Origin of the sequence: Salinicola sp. MH3R3-1 (genome assembly GCF_001937155.1) — a bacterium.
Lineage (GTDB): Bacteria > Pseudomonadota > Gammaproteobacteria > Pseudomonadales > Halomonadaceae > Salinicola > Salinicola halophyticus.
The window spans coordinates 72,035-95,886 of sequence record NZ_MSDP01000003.1 but is presented as its reverse complement, the minus strand read 5'-3'; the positions used below and the strand labels follow the sequence as shown (position 1 = coordinate 95,886).

Sequence of the window (23,852 nt, the reverse complement as noted above, 5' to 3'; positions counted from 1 at the left end):
CGATGCTCTGAAACCCGTGCCTTGAAGAAGAGATCGGCTGTGAACCCGAAAGCGCTTTCCCGCCATGATCGAGCGCTGGAAGACGGCCGCCGCGTCGAATAACGCAGGCGCCGGGGCTTTCTCCAGGCAGTCAGTCGATGCTCTTCAACAGGGAGATTGCGCCTATTGACTCAATGTATACATTATACGTTGGTCGGCTCGACCTCGTTTTTCGCCTAGCCATTAGTCGCGGCAGGCTTCGAGGATCTTGCGCCGCGCTCCGGTTTCACCGGACCCCTACAGATCAGGCGGGAGCTACGTCATACTGCGGCTCATTCAATCCTCTTTCTGGGAAACCCGATCAATGAGCCAGGGCACGTTGAAGACCGGCACGGTGAAGCTCGGCGTGGTGATGGATCCCATCGCCGACATCACCTACAAGAAGGACACCTCCCTGACGCTGCTGTGGGCGGCAGAGGCGATGGGCTGGTCGCTCTACTATCTCGAGCAGGAAGACCTTTACCTCTACGAGGGGCGGGCGATGGGCAGTGCGCGTTCGCTCAAGGTCCATCGCGATCCGCAGCACTGGTATGACCTGGGCGAGCGTGAGGCGATGCCGTTGGGCGAGCTCGATGTGATCCTGATGCGCAAGGATCCGCCGGTGGACAGCCACTTTCTCAATGCCGTGCATCTGCTGGCCTTCGCCGAGCGCGAGGGCACGCTGGTGGTCAACCCGACCCGGGCGCTGTTCGAGTGCAACGAGAAGCTGTTCGCGCAGCAGTTCGCCCACTGCATACCACCCACGGTGGTGTCGTGTCGCGACGCGGTGCTGCGCGCCTTCCAGGCCGAGCATGGCGACACCATCTTCAAGCCGCTGGACGGCATGGGCGGCACCGGCATCTTTCATATCGGCCCGGAAGGTCGCAATCTCGGCGCGGTGATCGAACAGCTCACCGAGCGTGGCCAGCGCCAGATCATGGCCCAGCGCTACCTGCCCGAGATCAAGGATGGCGACACCCGCATCCTGCTGGTCGACGGCGAGCCGGTACCCTACGGCCTGGCACGCATCCCCAGCGCCGGCGAGACCCGCGGCAACCTGGCCGCTGGCGGCCGCGGCGTCTCCCGCGAGCTGACCGACCGCGACTACTGGCTGGTCGAGCAGGTGCAGCCGATGATCCGCGAGAAAGGGCTTTTGTTCGTCGGCCTCGACGTGATCGGCGACTACATCACCGAGATCAACGTCACCAGCCCCACCTGCGTGCGCGAGATCGACGACCAGCGCGGCACGGACATCGCCGCCCAGTTGATGGCGGCGATCGCCAAACGGTTGAAGTCATAGGGCTGAAATCAGGACTGAAGTCACAGGGCTCGAGTCACAGGGCTGAAGTAATAGGGCTTGAGTCACAGCGCTGGGCCGATTGCGCGGATCAAAGGTCATTTGGCAGAAGTGATACAATGGACCTATTTCGTTTACGACTGGCGGCGGCGGCGCGATCGCCGGGCCGCCGCGCGATGTCCGATGGAGTCTTATGCCAACGATCAGGCCAACGCCCCCGATGCAGAGCCTCAAGCACTACTTCCTGATGGCGATGCCGCATATGGAAGATCCCAACTTTGCGGGAACGCTGACGTATCTCTGCGATCACGACGACGACGGCACCCTGGGTGTCGTCGTCAATCGCCCCTCCGACCTGACCCTGGACGGGCTGTTCGAGCAGCTCGATATCGAGTCCGAATCCGGCCCGCACAACGACGTGCTGGTCTACAACGGCGGACCGACCTATCGCGACCGCGGATTCATCCTGCACCGCGGCAACGCCGAAGAGTGGGACTCCAGCATTCAGGTCGCAGACGGACTGGCACTGACCACTTCAGTGGACATCCTGCAGGCGATCGCCCAGCGACGCGGCCCCGAACAGTACTTGGTGACGCTGGGTTGCGCGGGCTGGAAGTCCGGGCAGCTCGAGGCCGAGCTCAAGCAGAACACTTGGCTGATTGCCGAAGGCGACGCCGGGATCCTGTTCGACCGCCCGCCGGAGCAGCGCCTGAGCGCGGCCGCCGGGATTCTCGGTGTTGATCTCAACCTGATGACCCGCGACGCCGGTCACGCCTGATGTCGTCGGCAGCAAGCGATAAAACCGGCCAGCGCCTGGTGATGGCTTTCGACTACGGCACCCGGCGCATCGGCGTCTCGGTCGGCAACGAGATGCTGCGCTCGGCCAGCGGCCTGGAACCGCTGACGGCCCGCGACGGAATCCCCGACTGGGTCAAGGTCGAGAAGCTGTTGAAGGAATGGCAGCCGGATCTGCTGGTGGTCGGGCTGCCGATCCACGACGACGGCAGCGAGTCCGACATGAGCGTGCGGGCACGCAAGTTCGGTAATCGCCTGCACGGTCGCTTCGGCAAGCCGGTGGAGATGTTCGACGAGCGCGGCACCACCCGCGCCGCCAAGCTGATCGCCCGGGAGCAGGGCCACAAGGGCAACTACCGTGACCGCGGCGTCGACGGTATTGCTGCCCAGCTGATTCTCGAAAACTGGTTCAACCAGTAGCCGGACAAACGGGGCGTGACCCCGTTTCCTTCCGCAAGATTCCCTTTTTCAGACGACGGTCTTTTCCAGACAAAGGGTTTTGTAGACGAGATTTCAGGCGTCGATATGCAGCTCCGGTGTCGGGCGGCTAAAGCCTCGGGTCAGCCACAGCAGCCAGCCCAATCCCGCCAATAGCCATAGCGAGCCGAGCGTGACTGCCCGGTAATCGAGGCTGAACAGCAGCCACACGATCGCGGCGAGGCCGATCGCCGGGCATACCAGAAAGCGCAGGGTATCGCCCGGGCCACGACGATTGCCCTTCAGGTAGTAATGAAAGATCACCGCCAGATTGACCAGGGCAAAGGCCAGGAACGCGCCGAAGTTGATGAACGAGGCCGCTGACAGAACATCTATCGTCAGCGCCAGAAGTGCCACCACCGCACTCAGGATCAGCCCGCCCAGCGGTGTTCCATGACGACCCAGGCGACCCAGCCAGCGGCGCGGCAACACGTCGTCGCGGCCCATGGCGTAGATCAGTCGGGCGCCGCTGGCCTGGGCGGCGATGCCGGAGGCGAACTGGCCTACGACCAACCCGATCAGGAAGATCGACACGAAAAGATCGCCGCCGATATTGCGCGCGATGGTGTAGGCGGCGGCGTCCGGGTTGGCGAAGTCGAAGCCTGGTGCCGCGAGCTGCACACAGTAGGAAGCGACGACGAAGATCAGCCCGCCCAGCAGCGTGATCAGCAGGATCGCCCGAGGCAGCGTACGCTGCGGGTCGCGAGTCTCCTCGGTCAGCGTGGTCACTGCATCGAAACCGAGAAACGAGTAGCAGGCCACGGCGGCACCGGCCATCAGTACCGGTAACGAGCCATGGTCAGCGCCCAGAAACGGCGCCAGGCTGAACAGGGGCTGGTTCGGGTCGCCGAGAATGTAGTGCACGCTGAGACCGACGAAAGCCACCAGCACCAGCATCTGGATCAGCATCATGGCGCTGTTGATCAGGCTGGCCAGCTTCAGACCGAGCACGTTGATCACCGTGGTCACGCCGATGAAAGCCAGCAGCCACAGCGCCGTCGGGACTGCCGGGAAGGCAGAATTCAGATAGGCCGCTCCGATCAGCCAGATCACCATTGGCAGGAACAGGTAATCGAGCAGAATCGCCCAGCCGGCCAGAAAGCCCAGCCGATCATCGATGGCATGACGAACGTAGGCATAGGCCGAACCGGCTACGGGATAGGCGGCGGCCATGCGGCCATAACTATGGGCGGTGAACAGCATGGCGATCAGCGCGGCGAGATAGGCGCCCGCCACTGCGCCCTGGGTGACCACCGCCAGCACGCCGAACGTGCCCAGCACGATGATCGGGGTCATGTAGGCCAGGCCGAACAGCACGACCTGGGAGAGGGTGAGGGTCTTCTTCATTTCCGACATTGTCGTTTCCTGTTGTGGTTATTGTGTGAGCCGTGGTTTTTACGGACCGGGATTCTTATGAATCGCGGCTACTGCGACGGGTTGATGGGTGAAGCCGAGAGACGTGTGGCGAAACCGTGTTCAGCCGAAATGCCAGCTGCGTCGAGAGCCCCGGGTTTCGAGGTGTCCCTGAAGACTCAGACGCCGATCTCCGTTGTAGTCGTAGTCCCGCCTGGCGCTGGACAGGCGCGCCGGATCCAGATGCAGCGGCTGGACAACCTCTTCGCGACCGGCCCGAAACAGCGGTTCGCCATCGGGGCCGATCAGCGCACTTTCGCCGGCGAAGGTCAGCCCGGCGCCCTCGCCGACCCGATTGCTCATGGCTAGAAAGCACTGGTTTTCCTGGGCTCTGGTCTGGGCGGCGCGGGCGTGTACGGGGCCATAGGGATCCATGTTGCCGTTGGTCACCACCAGCAGATCGGCCCCCATAGCGGCCAGCGCGCGCGCCGGTTCGGGGAATTCCAGGTCGTAGCAGATCAGCAGGCCGATACACCGGCCGCGCCATTCGAGGCAGTGAAGCGCATCGCCGGGTCGAACCAGCTCGCGCTCGTCCGGCCACAGATGGGTCTTGCGATAGCGCAGTGCGATGCCGTCTTCGGGTGTGATCAGCACGGTGGTGTTGAATACCGTCTCGCCATCCCGTTCCAGCAGGCCGATGGCGATCGCCAGGTCGCGCTCGCGGCTGGCCTCGATCAGTGCCTCGAGCTCCGGCCCGTCCACCGCCAGGGCGCGATCGAGCACATGGCCGGATTCGGCAAAGCCGCTCAGATGGGTTTCGGGGAAGACGATCAGCGCAGTGCCGGCCTCGGCGGCATGCACGACCTCCAGTGCTCGGCCGAGGTTGTGGGCGATGTCGCCTTCGCGGCTGGCGAGTTGTGCCAGGACAAGCTGCATGGAACACTCCGGGAGTTGTGATTGGAACGGGAGTCGGCCATCTCCAGTATCCCCAATCCCGCGCCGGTGCCTATCCCGCAAGCGGGGTAACCCGTTCGGGGGACGTGGCCTGACTTCAGGGCGTGTCGCCAATACGATTGAGTGAAGTGTCTCGAGGTGTTCTGAAGCGTTCTGACAGAGAGAGGGAGAAACGATGACCCATCGCCCCCGGCCGGAGACGAACACCGTCGAGACGCGCCCGGTCGAGACGACGCCGCTGGAGAGCCTGGAATGGCATCGTGCCTTCGGCCAGCTGGCGGAAAGCGTCGATCGTGCCGGCTTCTGGCTGGCGCTCGTTCGGCGTCTGGCGACGGAAGTGCATTTCGACACCTGGGTGGCACTGGTGTTCGATCGCCATCAGCCGCCCCGCATTCTCGCCGAGAGCGACGAGGACGACGGTGCCGACGACGCGCTGTTTCAGGACTATCAGCGCGGCCTGTATCTGCTCGATCCGTTCTACATCGATGCCTGCGAGCGTGAGCGCTCCGGCCTGTTCACACTGGCGGAAGTGGCGCCGCAGCACTTCACCCGCACCGAGTACTATCAGCGCTATTTTCGACGCAACATCGTCGCCGACGAGGTTCACTTCAATCAGAAGCTGGATGCGGGCCGAACCCTGTGCCTGTCGCTGGGCTCGACCCGTTCCTTTTCCCGTCAGGCATTGGGCAGCCTCACGTTGATGCAGCCGTGGTTGCTGGCGCTGATGCGCTTGCGCATGCATTTCGAGCCGCAAGACGACGGAGAGGCTGGGCTCCATCCCTGGCATCCGCTGCCGGACAGAGCACTTGAATTCGATTCCCGCTATGCGCTGACCGAACGCGAGCGCGAAGTGAGTCAACTGATGCTGGGAGGCAGCTCGACCAAGGAGATCGCCCGCCGACTGGCGATCTCGATCGAGACGGTGCGCGCCCACAAGAAGCATCTCTACGCCAAGCTGGGAGTCAATTCCCAGTCGGAGCTGTTTTCACTGTTCTGGCAGGCGCGAGGCTGATTCAGAGCGTGCGGTCATCCACCCCGAAGCTGGGCGGCACGAACCAACCCACGTCGCGAAGATCCTTCTCGATCAGATCCTCTACCTGCAGCAGATGGGCGAAGATCGCCATGCGCATGGGGATGCCGTTGTCGGTCTGACGGAAGATCGCCAGGCGCGGGTCGCCGTTGAGATCGGTGCTGAGGTCGTTGGCGCCGGGGCGGCTGTCGCGCGGCAGCGGGTGCATCACGATGGTGGTCGGCGAGCAGCGTCGGTCGAGAAAACCGCGATCGACGACGAAGTCCGAGGTCAGCTCGGCGAAGCTTTCCGACATCTCTGCCGTAAACCGCTCGCGCTGGATGCGGGTGGCATAGATCACGTCCACATCGTCGAAGTTCTCCGCCAGATTGGGTCGCGTCTCGATGCGGTGGCCGCGAGACGCCACCAGATCGATCAGGTGCTGCGGCATCTCCAGCCCCGGCGGCGACACCAGGGTGATTCGCAGCGGGTCGTACAGCGACAGCAGCTTGATCAGCGAGTGCACCGTGCGGCCGTACTTGAGATCCCCGGTCAGCAGCAGATGAGCGCCCGCCAACGGCTTGCTCAGTCGCGCGAACTCCTTGGTGATGGTGTAGACGTCCAGCAGCGCCTGACTCGGATGCTCGCCGGGGCCGTCTCCGCCGTTGATCACCGGCACCTGGGTCGCCTCGGCGAACTCCGCCACCGACCCTTGCTCGGGGTGGCGCATGACGATGGCGTCGACGTAGCCGCCCATCACCCGGCTGGTGTCGTAGAGCGATTCGCCCTTGGCCATCGACGAGAAGGTGAAACCGGTGGTATCGCAGACGCTGCCGCCGAGCCGGCAGAAGGCCGCGTTGAAGCTGATGCGGGTTCGGGTGCTGGCCTCGAAGAACAGATTGCCGAGCACGGCGCCTTCCAGCACGCGGGTCACCTTGCGGCGCTGGGCGATCGGCTCCATGCGCTCGGCGATGCGGAGCAGGTGATCGACGGCATCGCGGGAGAGCGAATCGACGGAGAGCAGGTGCGAAGGCATCGGAAGACCTCGTTGGCGGCAGGGGGCGAAATCTGGGTTGGCCGAGCGTAGCGATCGGTTGGGCTTCGCTATCGGCGCCGGGCGCTAGTGTAGCGCCGCACGCCGCTGGCTTCACGTCTCCCGCTCGAGGGTTTGGGTATCCGACGACGTGCAGGCTCTGACGGTTTATTAACTTGAGTTAAAAGTTGACACGCCGGTTTGGACAAAAGCCTCAGGCTTTCTATGCTCAGGAGGCGTCGGGGCCAATCCATCGGAGGATTCCTCGGCCAGCAGACGTTGTCTTGTTCGATAGACACGGTTTCATTCGATTCCATTCAGGAGGGAGCCAGGATGTCAGAATCGCATTTTCCCCCGCAGCATCAGAGTCACCAGCCGGGCGACGAGCACGACATGCAGCCCGAGCCGGAGTTCATCCGTAATGACTACCGCGGCACCGACAAGCTCAAGGGCAAGGTGGCATTGATCACCGGCGGCGATAGCGGCATCGGCCGCGCGGTAGCGGTGCACTATGCCCGCGAAGGGGCCGACTGCGCCGTGGTCTACCTCGATGAAGATCGCGATGCGGAAGACACCAAGGCGCTGGTCGAAGCGGAAGGTCAGCGCTGTCTGCTGCTCAAAGGTGACGTGGTCGACTCTGCATTTTGCCGCGAGGCGGTCGAGCGCACGCGCAGCGAACTGGGTGGGCTCAACATTCTGGTCAACAACGCTGCCGAGCAGCATGACTGGGACGACGTGACGCAAATCACCGACGAGCAGCTGCAGCGCACATTCGCCACCAACATCTTCAGCCATTTCTATTTCGTGCGTGAAGCCCTGCCCCATATGGGGGCTGGCGATACCATCATCGCCACGTCCTCGGTCAACGCCTTCAAGGGCAACGCCACGCTGATCGATTATTCATCGACCAAGGGCGCGATTCAGGGGTTGGTGCGCTCGCTGGCGCAGTCGCTGGTGGATCGCGAGATTCGCGTCAATGCGGTGGCCCCGGGCCCGGTGTGGACGCCGCTGATTCCGGCCAGCTTCGACGACGAGAAGGTCGAAGGATTCGGTGGACAGGTGCCGATGAAGCGCGCCGGCCAGCCCAGCGAGATGGGCCCGGCCTATGTCTATCTGGCCAGCAAGGAGTCTTCCTACATGACCGGGCAGACGATTCATCTGAATGGCGGGGTGATCCTGAATACCTGATGGCTTCCGGGCGAGAAGCGTCTGCGCTCGGCGACTTTTCGGCCCCAACCTACGTTGGCGGTTCGCTGGGGGTCTTGCCGCCGATCTTGGCGGTGATCTCGCGGGCGGTCTCCGCGACCAAGGCGGCAAGTTCGGGCAGGCGGGAGTCGTCGATTCGGGCAACCGGCCCGGAAACCGAGATCGCCGCCAGCGGCAGGCCGCTTTCGTCGTGCAGGGTGGCCGCCACGCAGTTGAGGCCGATGGCGTGCTCCTCGCGATCGACGGCGTAGCCCTGGCGGCGAATCTCGATCAGCTGCTCGCGCAGCCGGGCGGCGTCGGTCAGCGTGTTGGGCGTCTCGCCCTCCAGTTTGCGCCCGGCCACGATCTGCTCGAACTCCTGCGGCGGCATCCATGCCAGCAACGCCTTGCCGACGCCGGAGGCGTGCAGCGGCGCCCGTGACCCGAGACGGGTGATCATGCGCATCATCTGCTTGGATTCGCTCTGGGCGAGATAGACCACCATGCCGTCGTCGCGGATACCCAGATTGGCGGTTTCACCGCTGGTGGCGGTGAGTCGGCGCAAGAACGGGCGGGCGGTGGCGACAAAGTCCCGCGCTTCGAGAAAACTGTTGCCGATGCGGAAGGTCTTGACGTCGATCTTCCACAGGCCGCTTTCGACGTCCTGGGTGATAAAGCCCTGGTGGAACAGCGCCTGCAGCAGGCGGTGGGTGGTCGAGGGCGCCAGCTCGACGTCTTCGGCGATATCGGAAAGCGCCAGCCCATCCGGCGCCGCCGCCAGACCCTCCAGAATGGTCAGGCCCCTGACCAGAGACTGGCTGTGCCCGCCGCTGCTCTTGGCGCCGCCCGCCGGTCGACCGACCGATCGCCGCTTGGGTTCCGTTTGCTGATCCTGCTGCGTGTCAGTCGCCCGATGCCGCTGCTGTTCAGTCGCCCGGTTCTGCTCTCTGTCCGTCACCCGTCGCCGCTCTCATGATCGCCTTTATCAGGCGCTCAGGATAACCGCTCGATCCGGTGGTGTCTGTGCGCTATCGGCTACGACTTTCGGTGGCTCGCTGCTCCAGGCGCAGCCGCGCGATCCGGTGGATCTGATCGATGGCGGTGCGGCGTTCTTGTTCGGGCGAGTGATGCAGGCGCGTCTCGAACGCCGCGAGGATCGCGTGGCGATCGAGCCCGCGAACGGCGATGACGAAGGGGAAGTCGAAGCGTTCACGGTAAGCGTGATTGAGCCGCTCGAAGCGTGCGAACTCTTCCGCGGTGCATTGATCGAGCCCGGCGCCGGCCTGCTCGCTGCAGGAATCCTGCGTCAGCTCGCCGCCGATCGCCGCCTTGCCGGCCAGGTCCGGGTGCGCGCGGATCAGCGCCAGCTGGGCATCGGCCGAGGCCGCATCCACCTGCCGGCGCAGCCGCTCGGCCAGTCCGGCGGGAGTATCCTGGGCCTCGTCGAGGCCGCGATCCCAGCTCTGCGCCGCGATCCACGGCGAGTGTTCGTAGATCTCGCCATAACTGGCAATGAAAGCGGCGCGGTCCAGCTGACTGGGCCGTGGGGAGAGAAGCGCTGGCGTCATGGGGCCTCCGGTTGACCTTTGTATACAAACGCATTTGAATGAGGCTAACGCCTTGCGCGCTCGGCAATCCACTGTTTTCGAGCCTGCCGCGCCCGTCACTCCATCGAGGTCATCATGAGCGACACCCTCAAAGGTTATCTGACTACCCACGTGCTGGACACGGCTCGCGGTCGCCCCGCCCGCGATCTACGCATCGAGCTTTACCGACTGGAGGGCGGGAGCCGTCTGAAGCTGACCGATGTCGTGACCAATGCCGACGGCCGCTGCGATGGCCCGCTGCTGGAAGGCGCGGACTTTACCGGGGGGGTCTACGAATTGCTGTTTCACGCTGGTGACTATCTGGACGCCGACTCCCTAGGCGCCGGTCAGCAATCCGCTGGACGTTTTCTCGATCGGATTCCGCTGCAGTTCATCGTCGACTCTCCCGACGAGCATTATCACGTGCCGCTGTTGTTATCGCCGTACAGCTACTCGACGTACCGAGGTAGTTGATGACGACGACGCTGATCCATAACGCCGAGCTGATCGCGACGTTCGACGATACCCAGCGCGAGTTGCGTAACGCCAGTATCCGGCTGGAGGACGATCGCATCGTCGCCATCGGCCCGGCGGAGACGCTGGCAGAAGAGCGAGCCGGGCCGGCCGACGTCGTCATCGATGCGCGGGGTCATGTGCTTTTGCCCGGATTGGTGAACACGCATCATCACTTCTATCAGACCCTGACGCGCAACCTTCCCGCCGGGCAGAACGCCGAGCTGTTCGACTGGCTGGTGACCCACTACCCGATCTGGGCGCGGCTCGATCCGGAATCGCTTCACGCCAGCAGTCAGATCGCCGCGGCCGAACTGCTGCTCTCCGGTTGCACCACGGCAGCCGATCACACCTATATCTGGCCCAACGGGGCGCGCATCGACGATCAGATCGCGGCGGTTTCCGAGCTGGGGCTGCGCTTTCACGCCTCGCGCGGTTCGATGTCGGTGGGCGAATCCCAGGGCGGGCTGCCGCCGGACAGCGTGGTGGAGTCGGAGCGGGCGATTCTCGACGATACCCAGCGCGCCATCGAGCGCTATCACGATGCGTCCGAGCGAGCGATGACCCGCATCGTGGTCGCGCCCTGCTCGCCGTTCTCGGTCTCCCGTGAGCTAATGGTCGAGAGCGCCGCGCTGGCCCGCCATTACGGCGTGCATCTGCATACGCACCTGGCCGAGACCCGCGACGAGGAAGCTTTCTGCCGCGAACGCTTCGGCTGCACGCCGGTGGAATACGCCGAGCAGGTCGGCTGGGTCGGCAGCGACGTCTGGTTCGCGCACATGGTGCATCCGCATGCAGACGAGATCACGCGGCTGGGTGGCCACTGCTGCGGTGCCGCGCACTGCCCCAGTTCCAACATGCGGCTCGGCTCCGGAATCGCACCGGTGATGGCGATGCATCGCGCCGGCATGCGCGTCGGTCTGGGGGTCGACGGCAGCGCCTCCAACGATGGCTCGCACCTGCTGGCGGAAGCGCGCCAGGCAATGCTGCTGGGCCGGCTGCAGGGTGACATGAGCGAGTTCACCGCGCGCCGAATGCTGTGGTTCGCCACCCGCGGCGGGGCATCCACGCTGGGCCGCGACGATATCGGCCAACTCGCGGTGGGCAAGGCCGCCGACATCATCGGCTTCCGGCTCGACTCGCTGGCGTTGGCGGGTGGCGCGATTCACGACCCGCTGGCGTCGCTGGTGTTCTGCCAGCCGCCGAGCGTCGATCTGTCGATCGTCAACGGCGTGCGGCGTGTCGAGAATGGCCGGCTGTTGGGTCACGACCTCGATGCCATGGTGGCGAGGCATAACGTCTGCGCCCGGCGGCTGGTGGAGGCTTGACGGTCCCGGGGGCGACTGTCATCCCGAGGCTGTCACCCCGAGGCTGTCATCTCCAGGACCGGCGTATACAATCGGCTCATCGGTCGAGGGATGTGGAAGACGCACGCTGGGTGGAGCGAACAACGATGGCAACGAGCGCGAACGCAGCGACGGTGCAGAATGAAGGACGAAACAGCAAGGCGAGCGGACGCAGTCGCGGCGCGGGCAAGGCCGGCGACGGTGCCGAACGTCACGAAACGATCTATCAGCAGATTCGCGAGGCGATCGTCGAGCACCGTCTCAAGCCGGGGGCGCGGCTGCGCGAGGACGCGCTGGCGGAAGTGTTCGGGGTCAGCCGCACCGGCATTCGCAAGATTCTCCAGCGACTGGCGCTCGAGTATCTGGTAACGCTGACGCCACGCCGGGGCGCCAGCGTCAGCCGACCCACGATCGAGGAGGCGCGGGACGTGTTCGCCGCGCGCCAGCTGGTCGAATGCCAGCTGATGCCGTGGGTTTCCCGCCGCCTCAAGCCGGCCGACGCCAAGGCGTTGCGCACGCTGGCAACGAGCGAGCGCCAGGCTTTGCGCAGCGGCGAGCAGAGCCGCGCCATTCAGCTTTCCGCCCAGTTTCACCAGCGTCTGGCCGAACTCTCGGGCAATACGCCGTTGGCGGAGTTTATCGAACGGCTCTGCTCGCGCTCGTCGCTGATCCTCGCGGTCTATGGGGATTCGGGGCATCTGGGCTGCGAATCCCACGATCACGACGAGTTGATCGCGCTACTGGAAGCCGGCAAGGAGGAGCGCGCGGTGGCCTTCATGCAGCGTCATCTCAAGGCGATCGAGGCGTCGCTGTCGATTGAAGACAGCGTGGATGAGACGCCGGATCTAAGTGCGATTTTCGGCTGAAAAGTTGCTGCGCTCGGCCATACGGCGTTAAAAATCTGCTGGATCGCCAGCCCGGTCAAATGCTCATTTACACCCTCGTAAACTCCGCTTGTGGACTCGCGACATCCGTGTCGCTCGCTCCTCGAGCAGCGAAGCTTTCCAAATCGTCAATCCTGACGATTTGTCGCAGACTTTTGCCTTGCGACCCATAGGGATATGGGAAGTGCGTTGGCCCGTAGGGAACGGGCCTAGGGCTGGCCTTCGCTCGCTAACTTTTTGAAGCCGTTGGAATTGAGGTTTATTGCGGAGTCGAGAAGCGCTGGGTCATTCGCCCCAATCGGCGAAACGACCCACGAACGGTTTGGGCCGGGGAAAGGCGAGATCGCCGTGCTTGCTGGTGCCCAGGCCCAACGATACCAGCGATTCCGCCAGTTTCACCGCGGCGCTGACGCCTTCGATCACCGGCATGCCGAGGTCATGCGTCAACCGCTCGGTGAGATCGGCCATGCCGCCGCAGCCGAGCACGATGGCACCGATGCCGTCGTTATCTTTCGCCCGCTGGCACTCGTCGAGCAGCGCCTGATAGGCGTTGCCCGCCGGATTCTCCAGTTCCAGCACCGGCAGGTCGGTGGCTCGGACTCGGCGACAGTGATGGCGGAAGCCGTATTGGTCGAGCAGATGTTCGGCGATAATCGCGGTGCGCGTGAGTGTGGTGACGACCGAGAAGCGCGTGCTGATCAGCGTCGCCAGGTGAAAGCCCGCTTCGGCGATGCCGATGACCGGAGCGCGAGTCAGCTCCCGGGCAGCGAGTAGACCGGGATCGCCGAAGCAGGCGATGACATAGGCGTTCATGCCCATCGCCTCGCCACGGCGAACTTCTTCGAGCACGCCAACCGCGCTGATCGCCTCGTCGAAGTGACTTTCGATCGATACCGGCCCGCTATCCGGCTGGCTGACATGGATCCGGGTGCTCTCGGCGGCCACGCGGCTGGCGCAGGCGCCGATCTTGTCGGTCATGCTGGCGGTCGTATTGGGATTGATGACGTGGATCTGCATGGCATGCCACCTTGGCGAGGCGAGAAAATCGCGATAGGTTTGTTTTGTCCACAAAAATAACCGATTTTGAATACAATATCGATGAAGGCCGGTCCGAAACCGGCATCTCGACGGAAGACAAAAAGGCGCTGCGCATGCTCTCTCCAGACTATCCTCGCGACCTGATCGGCTACGGCCGTACGCCACCGCAAGCCAACTGGCCGGGCGGGGCGCGCATCGCCGTGCAGTTCGTACTCAATTACGAAGAGGGTGGCGAGAACAGCGTCCTGCATGGCGATAGCCATTCCGAGCAGTTCCTCTCCGAGATCGCCGGCGCCGACGCCTATCCCGACCGCCACCTGAGCATGGAGTCGATCTACGAGTACGGCTCCCGGGCCGGGGTGTGGCGCGTGCTGCGCGAGTTCGAGCGCCGCGGTCTGCCGCTGACGATCTTCGGCGTGGCGATGGCATTGGAGCGCAACCCGGAAGTGGCCAAAGCGTTCCATGAGCTGGGCCATGAAATCGCCTGCCACGGCTATCGCTGGATCCACTACCAGAACGTGCCGGAAGCGGTCGAGCGCGAGCATCTCCAACGTGCCCTGGCTATTTTCCAGTCGCTCTACGGCGAGCAGCCGCTGGGTTGGTACACCGGCCGCGACAGCCCCAATACCCGGCGTTTGCTGCTCGATCAGGGCGGCTTCCTCTACGACAGCGACTACTACGGTGACGACCTGCCGTTCTGGATGCCGGCTGAAGACAGTCAGGGCAAAACCCATCAGCATCTTGTCGTCCCCTATACGCTGGATACCAACGACATGCGCTTCGCCTCGCCGACCGGCTTCGATCACGGCGAACCGTTCTTCCAGTATCTGCGCGACGCCTTCGACGTGCTCTACGCAGAAGGCGCGGAGACGCCGAAGATGCTGTCGATCGGGCTGCACTGCCGCCTCGTTGGTCGCCCCGGGCGCTTTCGGGCGTTGCAGCGCTTCCTCGATTATCTCGAAACGCACGACCGGGTGTGGATAACTCGGCGTGTGGATATCGCCCGCCACTGGGCGGCCGAGCATCCGGCCTCATAGCGGATCGATCGCATCGCGCCAATCCAGGGACCGAATCTCGCGCCAATCGCGCTCCTTCATGGTGCGAACGAGAGGATTCGTGCCTCTGGTTCGATCATCGTCTCCTCTGCGCGAGTCGTTGAGAAGAGGCACTGGGCTCTCGATCGTTGGCTAACCCCCTGAATCGTCGACGCTGAAACCCAAGTTGGCGCCAAGCTTGCTACGTAGCGGTGTGAAACAAACGTTTCTCACTCGGCGGAGAAGTCGCCAATCGTTTCTTTGCCGGCATAACAACGTATAAAGCTCTCCTCAGGAGGTATGGCATGTTCGCTTTCGCCAAGAATCGATTCTCGCGCCAGCTCGTGCTGGCACTCTGCTGCACCGTCGCCGCCGGCCTTGCCGCCGTGTCGGCACAGGCCAGCGATCTGGAAACCATTGAACAGCGCGGCACGCTGCGTGTCGCGGTCCCGCAGGACTTCCCGCCGTTCGGCTCGGTCGGCACCGATCTGCAGCCGCAGGGTTATGACATCGACATGGCGCATTACCTGGCCGACCAGATGGATGTCGACCTGAAACTGGTGACCGTCACCAGTGCGAATCGCATCCCGTTCCTGCAGACCGACAAGGTCGATCTGGTGATCTCGAGCCTGGGCAAGAACCCTGAACGTGCCGCGGTGATCGACTTCACCGAAGCCTACGCGCCGTTCTTCCTCGGCGTGTTCGGTACGCCTGAAGCGGATCCGATCGATGAGTCGGCGGGTCTCTCCGGCAAGACCATCGGCGTGACTCGTGGCTCGGTCGAGGACATGGAGCTTTCCGATCTGGCACCGAGCGATACCACCGTCCAGCGTTTCGAAGACAACGCGACCACGATCTCCGCGTTCCTTTCCGGTCAGGTCTCCTATATCGCCACCGGTAACGTGGTCGCGGCACAGATCGCCGAGCGTAACGCCGAGCGGGCGCCGACCATGGTCTTCCAGATCAAGAACTCGCCCTGCTATATCGGTTTGGCGCAGGACAACGGTGCGTTGAAGGATCGCGTCAATGCGCTGATCGAGCAGGCCAAGCAGGATGGCACGCTGGAATCGATGTCGCAGAAGTGGTTCCACACCGCGCTGCCCGACGACCTTTCCTCCTGAGCGGGTGATCGTCCATGACGCTGGATTTCTCCACGCTGCTGCCATACACGGACGTGATCCTCGAAGGCCTGGTGACGACGCTGTGGCTCACCGTCGTCACCACCGCCGCTGGGATTGCGCTGGCGATTCTCGTCGCCTATGTCCGCGATGGTTCGCCGACCGGTACCAGAGCGGTCATTAGTCGCCTGCTGGGCGGCTACGTCGAGGTCGTCCGCAACACGCCGTTCATCGTGCAGCTGTTCTTTCTCTATTTCGGTCTACCGGCGCTGGGCGTGCCGATCAGCGCGACGGCCGCGGCGCTGCTGGCGATGATTCTGAATCTCGGCGCCTATACCGCCGAGATCCTGCGCGCAGGTATCGATTCGACGCTGAAAGGGCAGCATGAAGCCGCCCGCGCGCTGGGGCTTTCGCGCCGGCAGAGCTTTCGCCACGTGGTGCTGGTGCCGGCGTTCTCGCGGGTTTATCCGTCGCTGATCAGCCAGTGCATCATCGTGATGCTGGGCTCGGCGGTGGTGTCCCAGATCTCGGTGTTCGATCTGACCTACGCCGCCAACTTCATTCAGTCGCGCAGCTTCCGCGGCTTCGAGGTCTATCTGGTGGTGACGCTGATCTACCTGCTGCTGGCGGTGGGTCTGCGGCTGGCGTTCGAATTCGTCGGACGACGACTGTTCGCGTTTCGTCAGGGAGGTTCGTTATGACCGATTTCACGCTGTGGGACATCGTCCGCAACCTGCTGTTGGCGGGGCGCTGGACCGTGGTGCTGTCGCTGATCGCCTTCACCGGAGGCGCTATCGTCGGGCTGGTGCTGACCCTGCTGCGGATGGGCGGGCTGAAGCCGATTCGCTGGCTGATTCGGCTCTATGTCGATCTGTTCCAGGGCACGCCGCTGCTGATGCAGCTGTTTTTGGCCTATTTCGGCGCCGCCGTGCTGGGCTTCGATGTTTCCGCCTGGACCGCGGCCAGCGTGGCGCTGACGCTGTTCACCAGCGCCTTCCTTTGCGACATCTGGCGGGGCTGCGTGGAAGCCGTACCCAGCGGCCAGTGGCAGGCGTCCCGTGTGCTCGGGCTGAACTACCTGCAGTCGATGCGCCACGTCATCCTGCCCCAGGCGCTGCGACTCGCGGTGCCGCCGACCGTGGGTTTCTCGGTCCAGGTCATCAAGGGCACCGCGCTGGCCTCGGTGATCGGCTTCGTCGAACTGACCAAGGCCGGCACCATGCTCAACAATGCGGCGTTTGCCCCCTTCACCATCTTCGCGCTGGTGGCGCTCGGATACTTCATCCTCTGCTATCCGCTGTCACGCTACGCCCGTCACCTGGAGAAAAAGCTCTATGGCGCTGGTATCCGTTAAAGACCTGCATAAATCCTTCGGTGAGCTGGAGGTGCTCAAGGGCATCGACCTGGAAGTCGAGACCGGCGAGGTGGTGGCGATCATCGGTCGTAGCGGTTCGGGCAAGAGCACGCTGCTGCGCTGCCTCAACCAGCTCGAGCGTCACGATTGGGGCACGATTCATCTGGCCGATCAGCGCCTCGACGGCGGGGCAATGTCGCCAGGCGAGCTGAGTCAGAACGTCGGCATGGTGTTCCAGAGCTTCAACCTGTTCCCGCATAAGACGGTGATCGAGAACGTGATGCTGGCACCGCTGGTGGTCAAGCAGACACCGAAGGCCGAAGCGCGCCGGATCGCCGAGCAGGTGCTCGACAAGGTGGGGATGCTGGAAAAGATCGACGCCTATCCGGCTCAGCTCTCCGGTGGCCAGCAGCAGCGCGTGGCGATTGCCCGGGCGCTGGCGATGAACCCCAAAGTGCTGCTGTGTGACGAGGTGACCTCGGCACTTGACCCCGAGCTGGTCGGCGAGGTGCTACGCGTGCTCGAGGATCTGGCTCGGGAAGGGATGACGCTGATTCTGGTTACCCATGAGATGAAGTTCGCCCGTGACGTCAGTCACCGAGTGGTATTCATGCACCAGGGGCGAATTCACGAGTCGGGCGATCCGCAGACGCTGTTCACTCAACCCAAGACGCCGGAACTGAGCCAGTTCATCGCGTCCGTACGGTAGAGCGACAATAATCATGGCGGAAACGAGCCCACAGACGCATATCGGTCGTCGTCTGCAGCACCATTTCCCGGATCTGGGGCCGCAGGAGCGCCGGGTGGCGGACTTCATTCTGGCCCATCTCGAGGATCTGGCGGTCTACAGCGCGACCGATCTGTCGCGCCTCAGCGGTGTCTCCAAGGCGACCGTGACCCGTCTTTTCAAGCGCCTGGGCTACCAGGATTTCAAGGCGGTCAAGGCGCATGCCCGTCAGCTGCGTCACTACGGTGTCCCGCTGGCGTCCCGATCCGATGCCCTGGACGACGGCATCGAACGCTTCCGCCGGCACGCCGAGCGCGAGCAGGAGAATCTGCGTCAATGTCTCGACGGGCTGACGCCGGTGCTGTTCGACGAGGTCGTCCGCGCGCTCGACAAGGCTCCCGCCGTTGCCGTGATAGGCTATCGCAACAGCTATCCGGTGGCTCTGCACCTGCGCCAGCAGCTGCTGCAGGCGCGCGCCAATGTGCGTCTGCTGCCCGCGCCCAATCAGTCGCTGGCCGAGGAACTGGTCGAGCTCGAGCCCGGCGCGCTGGTCGTGTTGATCGGCTTTCGCCGTCGGCCCAGGCTATTCGAGACGCTGGTGGAAGCACTGGCCGCTCGTGAACAGAGGGTGCTGCTGATCGGCGACCCGACCACGGCCAAGTATGCGGATCGGGTGACCTGGCGGCTGGAGTGCGCCCTGGAAACGATCTCGGCGTTCGACAGCTACGCCAGCGCCATGAGCCTGGTCAGTCTGCTCGCCAACGCCATGCTGCATCAAAGACTGGCCCAGGGGCGGGCCAGGATTGGCGAAGTGGCCGAGCTGTATGAGGCGCTGGACGAACTGGCCCCTTAGCGTTACAAGGCCTGAAGACCTTCCCGTCAATGCTCCGCTGCAGAGGACGGTAGAGGGTTTCCCCCGAACAAGGAGAGAGCATGCCGCAGCGCAGTCACGACACGCCCGACAGAACCTACTACGCCCCCCACGGCGGTCTGCCGCCGCAGAGTCAGCTGATCCACGGTCGCGCGGTCTTCACCGAGGCCTATGCGGTGATCCCCAAGGGCGTGATGAGCGACATCGTCACCAGTTTCCTGCCGCACTGGGAAAAGACCCGGCTATGGGTGCTGTCGAGGCCGCTTTCCGGCTTCGCCGAGACGTTTTCGCAGTACATCATGGAAGTTTCGCCCGGTGGCGGCAGTGAGCGCCCGGAGCCGGATGCGGGCGCCGAGGGCGTGCTGTTCGTGGTCGAGGGGGAGATGACGCTGACCCTCGCGGGCGAAACGCACGAGATGGCGCCGGGCGGCTACGCCTATCTGCCGCCGGGCGCAAACTGGCAGTTGCGCAACGCAAGCGCCGCGCCGGTGCGCTTCCACTGGATCCGCAAGGCGTACGAATTCGTCGATGGGCTGGAGGCGCCGCCGGCGTTCGTGACCAACGAGCAGACGATCGCGCCGACGCCGATGCCGGATACCGACGGCCGCTGGGCGACCACGCGCTTCGTCGATCCCGCAGACCTGCGCCACGATATGCACGTGACCATCGTCACCTTCCAGCCGGGTGGGGTGATCCCGTTCGACGAGACCCACGTGATGGAGCACGGGCTCTACGTGCTCGAGGGCCGTGCGGTCTATCATCTCAACCAGGATTGGGTAGAGGTGGAGGCCGGCGACTACATGTGGCTGCGTGCCTTCTGCCCGCAGTCCTGCTATGCCGCCGGTTCGACGCCGTTCCGCTATCTGCTCTACAAGGACGTCAATCGACACATGAAGCTGTCGCTTTCCGGGCGTTAGCCGAAGCGAGCCAGGCGATAGGACGCCACCGGTGGCAGGTCGTCGCGGTGGGCGGCGTGGGTATCGGTGCATACACCGGCCGGGGCGCCGGGCTTGAAATGTGCGGTATTCAAGCGCAAGACTTCCTTGGCGAGACTCAAACGCGTGGTGATGCCCAAGGGCCGTGGTGACTAGACCGCTAGCGAGTCACCACCAGCAAACCGATCAGCAACGCGATCCCGCCCGCGAGGAAGTTGGCCGTCAGCGGTTCGCCCAGCAGCAGCGCGCCAAACAGTACGCCAAATACGGGCGACAGAAATGAGAAGATTCCCAGTTGTGAGGCGAGATAGCGCCTCAGCAGCGTAAACCATAGCAGCAGTGCGGCGAAGGAGATGACCAGCGTCTGAAACGCCAGGCTGGCGATCGCGATGCCGGTAAATTGAATGTGGTCAAGATCGCCCAGCAGTGCGCTGGCTGGCAGCAACAGCAGCCAGGTGATGGTGAGCTGGTAGCACAGCGTCTGGACTGGCGGCGCTTCGGAAAGCGAAGAGCGACGGATCACTAGTGTGGTCGCCGCCCAGGTGAGACCGGACAACAGCCCCAGGAAATCTCCCCACAGGATATCCCCGGCATTGTCGATGCCGGTCGCCGGTGCCATGGCAAGCACCATCCCGCCGAAGGCCAGGGCGACGCCTATCCACTGGCGCCGCGCCAGTTGCTCTCCCGGTACCCACAGATGTAACCCTAAAGCCGCGAAAATCGGTGCTGTATAGAGAAACACCGACATGTGGGAGGCCAGCGTATAGTTGAGCCCCCATGCGATGAACACAAAATTCGCAGCAAACCCCAGCCCCACCAGAATACCGGGACCGAGATGCGCGCGTAGATCAGCCATCCTGATGCCTTGCCGGTACACCAGCACTAACACCAGCAGCGCCGCTGGGAATGAGCGTAATGCAACCTGAGCCAGTGGAGGGACATCTGCCGCGACCATCTTGATAGCCACTTGCTGAGCCCCTAGTGCCAGACAAAAGAGCATCGTCAAGGCACTGCCCTGCATGTCCAGCCTTCGACGCGACGAGCCGCCTGCAGATCCCTTAGTATTTCTCAACTGTCCGACGTTCTGCATATGCCCACCTTGGTGTTGATAAACACTAAGTTGAGCACTTGCCAGTATTGACGCCAAACGATTACTTTGAAGACCAAGGCTCAGGAAATATCACTCTATGAAGATCGAACGCCTTCCCTTAAATGCGCTGCGGGCGTTTGCCGAAGCAGCACGTTCGGAAAGCTTCAAACACGCGGCCAGCCGGCTAGGTGTTACCCCCGGCGCGGTCAGTCGTCAGATCAAGCAGTTGGAAGACCGCATTGGCGTCTCGCTGTTTGCTCGACATGCCAATGGGGTGCAACTCAATGAGCTAGGACGGCAGCTGGCCAAAGACATCGACAGCGGTCTCGAGCGCATCGCCAGTGGTGTCCTGACTGCGAGAGAGCGCGCACGCGAAAGCGCACAGCGAACGCCATTGCTGACGCTTAGCGCCCCGCCTTCCTTTCTGCAGCTGTGGTTGCTGCCGCGCTTGGCGGCATTTGACGCCCAAATCGGCGGTATCGACATCTCGCTGGAGGCCAGTGAGTCTTTGACGGTGCCCGCCTGGCAAGGCAATGGCGCGCGTCTGGCGATCCGCTATGGTCGTGGCCCCTGGCCGGAAGTAAGAAGTCGGCGCCTGTTCGGTGACGAACTGTTTCCCGTCTGCGCGCCCTCTCTGCTGGCGCAGTACGAGCGGCCCATGAAGCCCGCTGACCTGGCCCATCACACCCTGCTGGAAGTCGCCTGGGACTCACCACAGAGCGCTGACTTTCCGGGCTGGCAGGTGTGGCTAGAAGCCGCCGGTGTCGCCGACCAGGTAACACCACCACAGCGTCGCTACTCGGTGTCTGGTCTGGCCATGGATCAGGCTATCGCTGGGCGTGGCATCATGCTGGCAAGTCACTCCCTGGCCATGGACCGGCTGGAAAGCGGCGTGCTTGTTCGCCCCTTCGGCGAGCAACATGTCCTCGCTTCTCCCATGACCTTCGAGCTGTTGACGCCCGCCAGCGGCGAGGCGCCTTCCAGGGTCGCGCTCTTCGTCGACTGGTTGCTGACAGAGGCTGCCAATTGTGACCGGGGCACGATCGGCAAAGCCTCTTGAGCGTTCGCAGGATCTCCTCCACCCGCGCCGGAACAGAGAATCCACAAGGTGCCATTGAGCATCTGCCGGTCATCTCGCCGCAGGCGCTCTGCATTCAGCCAAAGCGGGCCAGACGATAGGCCGCCAGCGACGGCAGGTCGTTGCGGTGGGTCGTCGTGACGGACGCGGCGTGTTCGCCGGGGCCGGCCAGATCGGCGATCAGCTCGGCGGTGATTGCCGACTGGGTCAGCCCCAGGTGATGGTGGCCGAACGCCAGCAGCACGCGGCCGTCGCACACCCCGTCGATGATCGGCAGCGAGTCCGGCAGCGAAGGTCGGAAGCCCATCCACGGCGTCGCGTCCTCGGCGTCGAGATCGGTCTTGAACAGTCCCCGGCTCAGGCGATGCAACTGCCACGCTCGCCCCATGTTGGGCGGTGCCTCCAGTCCCGCGAACTCCACGGTGCCAGCGAGCCTGAGGCCGGTTTCCATCGGCGTCATGATGAAGCGGCGCTCCAATGATGTGACCGCGAAGGGCAGACGGTCGGACTCGCGGGGCAGCATCAGGTGATAGCCGCGTTCGGTATCCAGCGGTACGCGCTTGCCGGTGAGCTGGGCGGTCAACGCCGCCGAGTGGGCGCCACAGGCGACGAGCACCTGCCCGGCCTCGCGTTCGCCGGCATTGGTCGTCACGGCGACGCCTTTCGCGGTCAACCGAGTCGACTGCACGGTTGCCTGCTCGAAACGAACGCCTTCGCGCCGGGCGGCTTCCACCAGGGTGGTGACCACCCGCCACGGATCCAGTACGTGGCCCGTGGCGGGAAAGAACAGCCCGCCCAGCAGATCATCCGACAGCTGCGGCGCCGCTCGCTGAATCGCTTCCCTATCCCAAAGCTCGACCGGCACCTGCTGTTCGCGCATGCGCGACTCGAGCGCTTCGAGCTTCGAGTGCGACTCCGGCTTCTCGTAGACTAGCAGCGAGCCGTCCGCCTTGAGCAGGTGGCTGCTATCGACCGATGCCAGCAGGCGTTGCCACGCCGCCAGGCTGCGTTCGTTGAGGGCGCGGATACCGGCAACGCTTTGGCGAAAAGGCGCCGGGCGCAGATTCAGTACCAGCCGGGTCAGCCACGGCAGCGCGCGGGGCAGGTATTTCCAGTCCAGCCGCAGTGGCCCCATCGGGTCCATCAGCATGCCGGGCAGCGATCTGAGAATTGAAGCATCGGCGATCGGGAAGACCTGCTCCGTGGCCATGTGTCCGGCGTTACCGTAGGAAGCGCCACGGCCCGGCTCCTGTTTGTCGAGTACCAGCACGCGGTGGCCCCGGCGCGCCAACGCCAGGGCGCTGGTGACACCGACGAGACCGGCCCCGACAATGATGATGTCGGCATTGCTCTCTGTCTCGGGCGGAACAGGATGAGATGGGTCCGACATGCGCTACCTCACGACCGGGGCAATAGGGGAAAGGCTGACGAATCAGGCGTTGCGCAGACTCTTTTCCAGCACCGCCGCGATACCTTCCGCGGCGTCCTTGATGTGGGTTTCCAGCAACTGACAGGTTCTGTCGACATCGCCCTGGCGGGCCAGCTCCAGAAGCTGGCGATGCTCGACTTCTGCCTTCTCGATCTCGCGGGTGTAAACCAGCTGCATGCGGATATAACGCCCGGACTTGGTATTCAACTGACCGATCATGGCCAGCGTCTCGGGCAGCCCGGAGGGCGCGTACAGGGCGTGATGAAACGCGAAGTTGTAGTCGCTCCAGTTGTCGATCTGGCTGCCGGAATCGAGCGCCGCATCATACTGACGGAGAATGCTCGCGGCGTGATCGAGATCCGCCGCCGTCAGATTGGGGATCGCGTGGCGCAGCACGTAGGTCTCGAGCAGTACGCGCAGATCGAAAAGCTCGCGAATCGCCGCCACCGAGAGCTCGGTGGTGAAAGCGCCACGATGGGCGTGAAATTCCACCAGGCCTTCTGACTCCAGCGTCAGCAGCGCTTCCCTGACGGGGATGCGGCTGACGTCGTAGTCCTTGGCCAGCGCGTCTTGGCGTAGCTGCGAGCCGCCCTTGAACTCGCCGCCGAGAATGCGTTCGCGCAGATCGTCCGCCACGTACTGGGCTCGGGTCTTGAAAGTCGCCATGAAGTCTCGTCGTTTCGCAAAATCTGGATATTGTATGCAATCCATATCGCTCCCGCCGACTT

General features: G+C 63.7%; 25 protein-coding genes. 16 read left to right on the top strand and 9 right to left on the bottom strand.

Annotated features, from left to right (window positions below; translation table 11 throughout):
- Positions 1–343: 343 nt before the first annotated feature.
- The 3 genes from gshB to ruvX all read left to right on the top strand — a co-directional run bounded on the left by gshB (position 344) and on the right by ruvX (position 2,530).
- Positions 344–1,318 (top strand): glutathione synthase, encoded by a 975-nt coding sequence (gshB, locus tag BTW08_RS02570; protein ID WP_075560950.1) that lies wholly within the window; start codon positions 344–346, stop codon positions 1,316–1,318.
- Between the two features lie 217 nt (positions 1,319–1,535).
- On the top strand, positions 1,536–2,093 hold the full coding sequence (locus BTW08_RS02565; RefSeq protein WP_075560949.1) for a YqgE/AlgH family protein: 558 nt from the start codon (positions 1,536–1,538) through the stop codon (positions 2,091–2,093).
- Positions 2,093–2,530 (top strand): Holliday junction resolvase RuvX, encoded by a 438-nt coding sequence (ruvX, locus tag BTW08_RS02560; RefSeq protein WP_075560948.1) that lies wholly within the window; start codon positions 2,093–2,095, stop codon positions 2,528–2,530. Before BTW08_RS02565 ends, ruvX begins: the two co-directional genes overlap by 1 nt.
- A 93-nt stretch (positions 2,531–2,623) precedes the next feature.
- Here ruvX and BTW08_RS02555 read toward each other — a convergent pair whose 3' ends face one another.
- Together BTW08_RS02555 and BTW08_RS02550 are read right to left on the bottom strand one after the other, a co-directional pair.
- Positions 2,624–3,943, bottom strand: a complete 1,320-nt coding sequence (locus BTW08_RS02555) for an APC family permease (RefSeq protein WP_075560947.1) — start codon at positions 3,941–3,943, stop codon at positions 2,624–2,626.
- Between the two features lie 120 nt (positions 3,944–4,063).
- Positions 4,064–4,876, bottom strand: a complete 813-nt coding sequence (locus tag BTW08_RS02550) for a carbon-nitrogen hydrolase family protein (RefSeq protein WP_075560946.1) — start codon at positions 4,874–4,876, stop codon at positions 4,064–4,066.
- A 193-nt stretch (positions 4,877–5,069) separates the two neighbouring features.
- Here BTW08_RS02550 and BTW08_RS02545 point away from each other — a divergent pair, with 193 nt between their 5' ends.
- Entirely contained in the window at positions 5,070–5,906 is an 837-nt protein-coding gene (locus BTW08_RS02545; RefSeq protein ID WP_083627640.1) for a helix-turn-helix transcriptional regulator, read from the top strand.
- 1 nt (position 5,907) lies between these two features.
- On the opposite strand, the gene pyrB is transcribed toward BTW08_RS02545, so the two are convergent.
- Positions 5,908–6,939: an aspartate carbamoyltransferase gene (gene pyrB / locus BTW08_RS02540; RefSeq protein ID WP_075560945.1), complete on the bottom strand. Its 1,032-nt coding sequence runs from the start codon at positions 6,937–6,939 to the stop codon at positions 5,908–5,910.
- A 330-nt stretch (positions 6,940–7,269) separates the two neighbouring features.
- On the opposite strand from pyrB, the gene BTW08_RS02535 reads away from it, so the two are divergent.
- The gene (locus tag BTW08_RS02535; protein WP_075560944.1) at positions 7,270–8,124 is read left to right on the top strand and encodes an SDR family oxidoreductase; all 855 of its coding nucleotides are present in this window, start codon (positions 7,270–7,272) and stop codon (positions 8,122–8,124) included.
- Between the two features lie 49 nt (positions 8,125–8,173).
- Here the strand turns inward: BTW08_RS02535 and BTW08_RS02530 are convergent, their stop codons facing one another.
- Together BTW08_RS02530 and uraD are read right to left on the bottom strand one after the other, a co-directional pair.
- Positions 8,174–9,079, bottom strand: coding sequence for an IclR family transcriptional regulator (locus tag BTW08_RS02530; RefSeq protein ID WP_075560943.1), 906 nt, complete (start codon positions 9,077–9,079; stop codon positions 8,174–8,176).
- A gap of 70 nt (positions 9,080–9,149) precedes the next feature.
- The gene (gene uraD, locus BTW08_RS02525) at positions 9,150–9,689 is read right to left on the bottom strand and encodes a 2-oxo-4-hydroxy-4-carboxy-5-ureidoimidazoline decarboxylase (RefSeq protein ID WP_075560942.1); all 540 of its coding nucleotides are present in this window, start codon (positions 9,687–9,689) and stop codon (positions 9,150–9,152) included.
- A 114-nt stretch (positions 9,690–9,803) separates the two neighbouring features.
- Here uraD and uraH point away from each other — a divergent pair, with 114 nt between their 5' ends.
- From uraH to BTW08_RS02510, 3 genes are all read left to right on the top strand, one after another.
- A complete protein-coding gene (gene uraH, locus BTW08_RS02520) occupies positions 9,804–10,181 on the top strand; it encodes a hydroxyisourate hydrolase (RefSeq protein WP_075560941.1) in 378 nt (125 codons plus the stop codon).
- A complete protein-coding gene (locus BTW08_RS02515) occupies positions 10,181–11,548 on the top strand; it encodes an 8-oxoguanine deaminase (protein ID WP_075560940.1) in 1,368 nt (455 codons plus the stop codon). Before uraH ends, BTW08_RS02515 begins: the two co-directional genes overlap by 1 nt.
- A 125-nt stretch (positions 11,549–11,673) precedes the next feature.
- Positions 11,674–12,432 (top strand): GntR family transcriptional regulator, encoded by a 759-nt coding sequence (locus tag BTW08_RS02510; protein ID WP_083627639.1) that lies wholly within the window; start codon positions 11,674–11,676, stop codon positions 12,430–12,432.
- Between the two features lie 303 nt (positions 12,433–12,735).
- Here BTW08_RS02510 and BTW08_RS02505 read toward each other — a convergent pair whose 3' ends face one another.
- A complete protein-coding gene (locus BTW08_RS02505) occupies positions 12,736–13,467 on the bottom strand; it encodes an aspartate/glutamate racemase family protein (RefSeq protein ID WP_075560939.1) in 732 nt (243 codons plus the stop codon).
- 134 nt (positions 13,468–13,601) lie between these two features.
- Here BTW08_RS02505 and puuE point away from each other — a divergent pair, with 134 nt between their 5' ends.
- The 7 genes from puuE to BTW08_RS02470 all read left to right on the top strand — a co-directional run bounded on the left by puuE (position 13,602) and on the right by BTW08_RS02470 (position 19,509).
- Positions 13,602–14,525, top strand: a complete 924-nt coding sequence (gene puuE, locus BTW08_RS02500; RefSeq protein WP_075560957.1) for an allantoinase PuuE — start codon at positions 13,602–13,604, stop codon at positions 14,523–14,525.
- Positions 14,526–14,827: 302 nt separating this feature from the next.
- A complete protein-coding gene (locus tag BTW08_RS02495; protein ID WP_075560938.1) occupies positions 14,828–15,643 on the top strand; it encodes a transporter substrate-binding domain-containing protein in 816 nt (271 codons plus the stop codon).
- A 14-nt stretch (positions 15,644–15,657) separates the two neighbouring features.
- A complete protein-coding gene (locus tag BTW08_RS02490) occupies positions 15,658–16,341 on the top strand; it encodes an amino acid ABC transporter permease (RefSeq protein WP_075560937.1) in 684 nt (227 codons plus the stop codon).
- Positions 16,338–16,994, top strand: a complete 657-nt coding sequence (locus BTW08_RS02485) for an amino acid ABC transporter permease (protein ID WP_075560936.1) — start codon at positions 16,338–16,340, stop codon at positions 16,992–16,994. The genes BTW08_RS02490 and BTW08_RS02485 overlap by 4 nt, the downstream gene beginning before the upstream one ends.
- The gene (locus BTW08_RS02480; RefSeq protein ID WP_075560935.1) at positions 16,975–17,703 is read left to right on the top strand and encodes an amino acid ABC transporter ATP-binding protein; all 729 of its coding nucleotides are present in this window, start codon (positions 16,975–16,977) and stop codon (positions 17,701–17,703) included. Before BTW08_RS02485 ends, BTW08_RS02480 begins: the two co-directional genes overlap by 20 nt.
- Positions 17,704–17,716: 13 nt before the next feature.
- Positions 17,717–18,574, top strand: a complete 858-nt coding sequence (locus BTW08_RS02475; protein ID WP_075560934.1) for a MurR/RpiR family transcriptional regulator — start codon at positions 17,717–17,719, stop codon at positions 18,572–18,574.
- 80 nt (positions 18,575–18,654) lie between these two features.
- Positions 18,655–19,509: a bifunctional allantoicase/(S)-ureidoglycine aminohydrolase gene (locus BTW08_RS02470; protein ID WP_075560933.1), complete on the top strand. Its 855-nt coding sequence runs from the start codon at positions 18,655–18,657 to the stop codon at positions 19,507–19,509.
- Positions 19,510–19,687: 178 nt separating this feature from the next.
- Here BTW08_RS02470 and BTW08_RS02465 read toward each other — a convergent pair whose 3' ends face one another.
- Complete coding sequence (locus BTW08_RS02465) at positions 19,688–20,548, bottom strand: DMT family transporter (protein WP_083627638.1); 861 nt, start codon at positions 20,546–20,548, stop codon at positions 19,688–19,690.
- Between the two features lie 166 nt (positions 20,549–20,714).
- Here BTW08_RS02465 and BTW08_RS02460 point away from each other — a divergent pair, with 166 nt between their 5' ends.
- Positions 20,715–21,677 (top strand): LysR substrate-binding domain-containing protein, encoded by a 963-nt coding sequence (locus tag BTW08_RS02460; protein ID WP_075560931.1) that lies wholly within the window; start codon positions 20,715–20,717, stop codon positions 21,675–21,677.
- 94 nt (positions 21,678–21,771) lie between these two features.
- Here BTW08_RS02460 and BTW08_RS02455 read toward each other — a convergent pair whose 3' ends face one another.
- Together BTW08_RS02455 and BTW08_RS02450 are read right to left on the bottom strand one after the other, a co-directional pair.
- Positions 21,772–23,085, bottom strand: coding sequence for an FAD-dependent oxidoreductase (locus BTW08_RS02455; protein WP_075560930.1), 1,314 nt, complete (start codon positions 23,083–23,085; stop codon positions 21,772–21,774).
- Between the two features lie 42 nt (positions 23,086–23,127).
- Complete coding sequence (locus tag BTW08_RS02450) at positions 23,128–23,790, bottom strand: GntR family transcriptional regulator (RefSeq protein WP_075560929.1); 663 nt, start codon at positions 23,788–23,790, stop codon at positions 23,128–23,130.
- Between the last annotated feature and the right edge of the window lie 62 nt (positions 23,791–23,852).

What these genes read in the sequence shown, in the direction of transcription:
- gshB (WP_075560950.1), top strand. Translation starts at nt 344, where the DNA reads ATGAGCCAGGGCACGTTGAAGACCGGCACGGTGAAGCTCGGCGTGGTG.
- BTW08_RS02565 (WP_075560949.1), top strand. Translation starts at nt 1,536, where the DNA reads ATGCAGAGCCTCAAGCACTACTTCCTGATGGCGATGCCGCATATGGAA.
- ruvX (WP_075560948.1), top strand. Translation starts at nt 2,093, where the DNA reads ATGTCGTCGGCAGCAAGCGATAAAACCGGCCAGCGCCTGGTGATGGCT.
- BTW08_RS02555 (WP_075560947.1), bottom strand. Translation starts at nt 3,943, where the DNA reads ATGTCGGAAATGAAGAAGACCCTCACCCTCTCCCAGGTCGTGCTGTTC.
- BTW08_RS02550 (WP_075560946.1), bottom strand. Translation starts at nt 4,876, where the DNA reads ATGCAGCTTGTCCTGGCACAACTCGCCAGCCGCGAAGGCGACATCGCC.
- BTW08_RS02545 (WP_083627640.1), top strand. Translation starts at nt 5,070, where the DNA reads ATGACCCATCGCCCCCGGCCGGAGACGAACACCGTCGAGACGCGCCCG.
- pyrB (WP_075560945.1), bottom strand. Translation starts at nt 6,939, where the DNA reads ATGCCTTCGCACCTGCTCTCCGTCGATTCGCTCTCCCGCGATGCCGTC.
- BTW08_RS02535 (WP_075560944.1), top strand. Translation starts at nt 7,270, where the DNA reads ATGTCAGAATCGCATTTTCCCCCGCAGCATCAGAGTCACCAGCCGGGC.
- uraD (WP_075560942.1), bottom strand. Translation starts at nt 9,689, where the DNA reads ATGACGCCAGCGCTTCTCTCCCCACGGCCCAGTCAGCTGGACCGCGCC.
- uraH (WP_075560941.1), top strand. Translation starts at nt 9,804, where the DNA reads ATGAGCGACACCCTCAAAGGTTATCTGACTACCCACGTGCTGGACACG.
- BTW08_RS02515 (WP_075560940.1), top strand. Translation starts at nt 10,181, where the DNA reads ATGACGACGACGCTGATCCATAACGCCGAGCTGATCGCGACGTTCGAC.
- BTW08_RS02510 (WP_083627639.1), top strand. Translation starts at nt 11,674, where the DNA reads ATGGCAACGAGCGCGAACGCAGCGACGGTGCAGAATGAAGGACGAAAC.
- BTW08_RS02505 (WP_075560939.1), bottom strand. Translation starts at nt 13,467, where the DNA reads ATGCAGATCCACGTCATCAATCCCAATACGACCGCCAGCATGACCGAC.
- puuE (WP_075560957.1), top strand. Translation starts at nt 13,602, where the DNA reads ATGCTCTCTCCAGACTATCCTCGCGACCTGATCGGCTACGGCCGTACG.
- BTW08_RS02495 (WP_075560938.1), top strand. Translation starts at nt 14,828, where the DNA reads ATGTTCGCTTTCGCCAAGAATCGATTCTCGCGCCAGCTCGTGCTGGCA.
- BTW08_RS02490 (WP_075560937.1), top strand. Translation starts at nt 15,658, where the DNA reads ATGACGCTGGATTTCTCCACGCTGCTGCCATACACGGACGTGATCCTC.
- BTW08_RS02485 (WP_075560936.1), top strand. Translation starts at nt 16,338, where the DNA reads ATGACCGATTTCACGCTGTGGGACATCGTCCGCAACCTGCTGTTGGCG.
- BTW08_RS02480 (WP_075560935.1), top strand. Translation starts at nt 16,975, where the DNA reads ATGGCGCTGGTATCCGTTAAAGACCTGCATAAATCCTTCGGTGAGCTG.
- BTW08_RS02475 (WP_075560934.1), top strand. Translation starts at nt 17,717, where the DNA reads ATGGCGGAAACGAGCCCACAGACGCATATCGGTCGTCGTCTGCAGCAC.
- BTW08_RS02470 (WP_075560933.1), top strand. Translation starts at nt 18,655, where the DNA reads ATGCCGCAGCGCAGTCACGACACGCCCGACAGAACCTACTACGCCCCC.
- BTW08_RS02465 (WP_083627638.1), bottom strand. Translation starts at nt 20,548, where the DNA reads ATGCAGGGCAGTGCCTTGACGATGCTCTTTTGTCTGGCACTAGGGGCT.
- BTW08_RS02460 (WP_075560931.1), top strand. Translation starts at nt 20,715, where the DNA reads ATGAAGATCGAACGCCTTCCCTTAAATGCGCTGCGGGCGTTTGCCGAA.
- BTW08_RS02455 (WP_075560930.1), bottom strand. Translation starts at nt 23,085, where the DNA reads ATGTCGGACCCATCTCATCCTGTTCCGCCCGAGACAGAGAGCAATGCC.
- BTW08_RS02450 (WP_075560929.1), bottom strand. Translation starts at nt 23,790, where the DNA reads ATGGCGACTTTCAAGACCCGAGCCCAGTACGTGGCGGACGATCTGCGC.